Here is a 4,084-nt window from a genome sequence, read left to right on the forward strand (position 1 = left end):
TCTATCAACTGTTACTGTTTCACTTTCAGGAGAAGAGGGTAGATGAGTTTTTTGAGCTCATAGAGGAGAATATAAGCAAGGTCAATCATTGCTTCAAAACTGTCTTTAAGACCTTCCTTAGACACAAACCATACATCAAAAATGCGCTAGAAACACATTACTCAAATGCAAAATTGGAGGGAACCAATAAGCTTATCAAAGACATCAAACGTCTGGGCTTCGGTTTTAGAAACTTTATTAACTTTAGGAAGCGTGTTTTCATCACTCTGAACATACAAAAAGAGAAGACCTATCAGGTCCTCTCTAGATGTTAGCTTTTCGTCACCCACTACAGTTGACAAAGAGCCTGAATTAGGAGATTTCATCATCTAAGAGCACTTAGATGGATGATACGAGGTTGAGTGACCTCATATGAAAAAGAAAAGTTTTAGGATAGTTCTATTGTATGTCTTGCTAGACATAAAGTCAATATATTTGACTGACAAAATCAGAAAAAATTTTCTTTAAGCAAATACTCTTTGTCTTTTTACAGTCGAGTTGACATGAACCGTCTTAATCATCGTTTTGTGAAACTAGATGATGTCTAAAAGCATAGACTACCGCTTGAGTACGATCATCTACGTTGAGTTTACCCAAGATATTCGAAACGTGCGTTTTGACAGTCTTCAACGAAATAAAGAGTTCATTAGCAATGGTTTGATTGTCATAGCCTTTAGCCAAAAGGGCCAGGATATCACGCTCACGTGCCGTCAAGTCATCATGTAAGTCCGGATGGCTATCGTGGTACTTAATCTTATTATCTACCTCAGTTTCGATAGCTTCCTCTCCACGGTAAACCTTACGGATACTATTAAGAATTTCTGCTGCACTACTGGTTTTGAGCATATAACCTTTAGCACCTGCTTCAATAACCGGATAAATTTTTTCATTGTCCAAATAACTGGTCAAAACCAAAATTTTAGCTTCAGGCCATTCTTTGAGCAATTCTAAAGTGGCTTGTACGCCATCTAACTCAGGCATGACAAGGTCCATTACAACGACATCCGGACGTAATTCCAAAGACAGGTCGACACCTTCACGGCCATTACCTGCCTCTCCAACCACTTCTACGTCTCCTTGAAGATTCAAGAAACTCTTGAGGCCCAAACGGACCATTTCATGGTCATCGACCAAAATCACACTTATCTTATTCGACATTATTTTCTCCTCTCAATATTGGCACACGAACATCAATGGAGGTTCCTTTACCTTTAGCAGATAGGAACTGTACGGTCCCAGCCATTTCATCGACACGTTCTTGGATATTTTTCAGTCCGTAACTCATTTCGTCAGTCGAGGCATTCAAATCATAACCAACACCATTATCCAGCATTTTCAGCTGAATCTCCTGACTATTTTGGTAGAGATAAACCTCTATTTGACTAGCCTTGGCGTGTTTTAGGGTATTAGAGATAAACTCTTGGGCAATCCTAAAGAGATTATTTTCAATCCGCTTAGGCACTTTCTTAACCATATCCTTGTATATCACACGAATATTGGATTTATCGGTTAGCTCCTTAAGAATCATCTGCAAACCTTCTTGCAAGGTCTTGTTTTCAAGCTCAGTCGGGCGAAGATGCAAAAGTAAAACACGCATGTCATTCTGAGCATCAGTAAGCATGGCTTCCACCGCCTGTATCTGATTGTGGAGGTCCTCCTTAGTCAGCTGATCCACCATTTGAGAGACCCCAGACAGAATCATACTAGCCGCAAAGAGTTCCTGACTCACCGTATCATGAAGATCACGAGCAATACGACCTCGCTCCTTCTTGATAATATCACGGCTTTGAAGGGCCTGAGCATTCTCAGTCTTTTGCAGGTCTTCAGTCAATTTGCGCATCTTATGAGACAGGCGCATCATGTTCTTGTCTAACTCAATATCTCCCTGTCGCTTAACAGATTGGTTATTGATAATCCGACGCAAATCCTGATTGACCGAACGCATACTATTATCATTAGCAATAGCCCACAGGATATAGAGCAGAATGAGCAAACTCAGAACCACAAAGAACATGTTAAAAAGAAAGTGAAACGCTTGGGAAAGACTGCCAAAAACCAATGAAAAATTGAGATTGAAACTGTCCATCACAACCAAGGTGACACCGACCAGGACAACAACCGAGTAAATAAGGATTAAAAATAGGTACTGTTTCTTCATTTGCGACGTACCTCCACTGGCCCAGCTCCCACATTGAGAATCAATTTGACTGTTCTATAGGCATGCTCATACTCCGCACCTTGCAAGGTCAAACTTTCATAACGAAGGTCATATTCATCTTCATTGAAGAAGGTGACAGAGCTATAAATAGCAGAAATGTTAAGTTTAACAGAGACATCAATGGGCACCAAGACCGTTGTTGGCCCATACAGTTTCTGAAGAATCACAACATTGTCTCTACCTGAAACAATAACCTGAGTCAAATCAATCACATCTGTCCCAAAGAAACGGATAATATTGATGTCATCAAAATCATAGCGATCACTCACTGGCTCCATACGTGTCCCAATCCATTGATTTCGCACAGCCCGGGGATCTAAATCGTCTTCTTTGAACTTGATGAGGGCATAGCGATTCTTTTTCTTAACCTGTGAAAAATGGTTAATCATGACATAGGCTACACCCACCAAGATAGCAAGTACCACATAGACATTCCACATGGAAACCAAAAAAAGTGAAATTAAACTAATGGTCAAGACAAAATCACTCTTAGACTCTTTATTAAAGAAACGGATAGCCAAGAGAGTCAAGACTAAAATAAAAATAAAACTGGTAATATCATTGTTAAAGATAGTGATTAACCCTAAAGTCAAAAGTAAGGCTTCCACTACCAAGAAAAATTAAATTTGGTCATAAGGACCTCTCACATAAAAGTATACAGGCTTCATTCTATCAAATTTTAGGCCAATTGACAAAAAGTGTAGAAAAAGAGAGGTCTCACAACCTCTCTTTGATATTAATTCTGTTGAGACTTTCCTTAGATAAAGACAAACGTCAGCGAAACCCTTTGGAGTCTCATGACTACAATCATGAAGCTTCCGAACGTCTGAAACTCTAAAGTTCAGGCATAGTTATCGTAGTCAAAAGTCTCGGTTTATGCTTGCTTCGTTCGCATACATAAAACCATTCCTATCTTTTCAGAGCGTCTCAATGACAAGCAGTCTATTGTTGTTCTGTGTGGGTAGCTTCTGTAGATGTTTCTGTACTTGAAGATGTACTTTCAGTGCTTGAGCTGGTAGATGACGAATGAGTCGTACTTGTTGAGCTTGATTGAAGACTTGAACTTGCTGTTGTGATAGAAACGTAGAGAATCACCGTACCATCAACGGCAGTACCAACTTGTGGATCTTGATAAAGAACTTCAGTACTACTAGGAACCTTATCCTTATCCAACTTGGCGCCTGTATTATAGTCGTGATATTCAATATTACTACTTGAAATATCTTTACGGTTCAAGGTCTGCACTGCTGTTGAAACTGTCAAGCCTGTTACATCAGGCATAGTGATGGTCTTAGGTGTTGCCACACGGAACTTGATCTTAGCCTTAGAATCTTTAGGATTAAAGGTCTTATTCTTACCAGGGCTCTGTGACAAGATTTCACCTTCATCGGCACTATCATCTTCGACATTTTGAATATCAATTTGATCTTCAGATACCCCATAATTTGAGGTTAAGTCTTTGACAGCATCCTTGTAGTTTTTGCCCTTGTAATCTTTCAGAGTGAATCCTTTGTCGCCGGAAGAAACATAGACATCAATGCTTGTTCCTTCTTTACGAGTCGTTCCAGCTGTAGGATCTGTCTTGATAACCTTGCCCTTGTCGACAGAATCATCCTCGACTTCTTTGACATCACCGACCTTAAAGCCTGCACTTTCAAGTTTCGTCTGAGCCGTTGACAACTCTTGTCCGACAACATTTGGCACCTGAGCATTATCTGGGTTAGTAAATACCAAATAGGCAAAGATGATAATGCCAATAAAGACTAGTCCTAGGAAAACCTTGAGTAGAGTTGAAAAGAGATTTTTCTTCTTTTTAGCTGGAGAAGG

At 39.8% G+C, this 4,084-nt stretch carries 4 protein-coding genes and 1 pseudogene; 1 reads left to right on the forward strand and 4 read right to left on the reverse strand.

Translation table 11 applies throughout. The features are described 5' to 3' along the window. A pseudogene (locus HSISS2_RS11055) lies at positions 1-307 on the forward strand (transposase); the annotation flags it as partial. Between the two features lie 245 nt (positions 308-552). Here the strand turns inward: HSISS2_RS11055 and HSISS2_RS07670 are convergent. From HSISS2_RS07670 to HSISS2_RS07685, 4 genes are all read right to left on the reverse strand, one after another. Further along, complete coding sequence (locus HSISS2_RS07670) at positions 553-1,197, reverse strand: response regulator transcription factor (RefSeq protein WP_002889370.1); 645 nt, start codon at positions 1,195-1,197, stop codon at positions 553-555. After that, positions 1,187-2,197 carry a sensor histidine kinase gene (locus tag HSISS2_RS07675; protein WP_002889372.1) on the reverse strand — a complete coding sequence of 337 codons (1,011 nt, stop codon included), beginning with the start codon at positions 2,195-2,197 and terminating at the stop codon, positions 1,187-1,189. Before HSISS2_RS07675 ends, HSISS2_RS07670 begins: the two co-directional genes overlap by 11 nt. After that, entirely contained in the window at positions 2,194-2,871 is a 678-nt protein-coding gene (liaF, locus tag HSISS2_RS07680; RefSeq protein ID WP_042767094.1) for a cell wall-active antibiotics response protein LiaF, read from the reverse strand. Before liaF ends, HSISS2_RS07675 begins: the two co-directional genes overlap by 4 nt. Before the next feature lie 328 nt (positions 2,872-3,199). Further along, a partial coding sequence (locus tag HSISS2_RS07685) for a PASTA domain-containing protein (protein WP_042767259.1) occupies positions 3,200-4,084 on the reverse strand: 885 nt, incomplete at its 5' end.

The sequence above is a fragment of the Streptococcus sp. HSISS2 genome (assembly GCF_000448665.1).
Lineage (GTDB): Bacteria > Bacillota > Bacilli > Lactobacillales > Streptococcaceae > Streptococcus > Streptococcus raffinosi.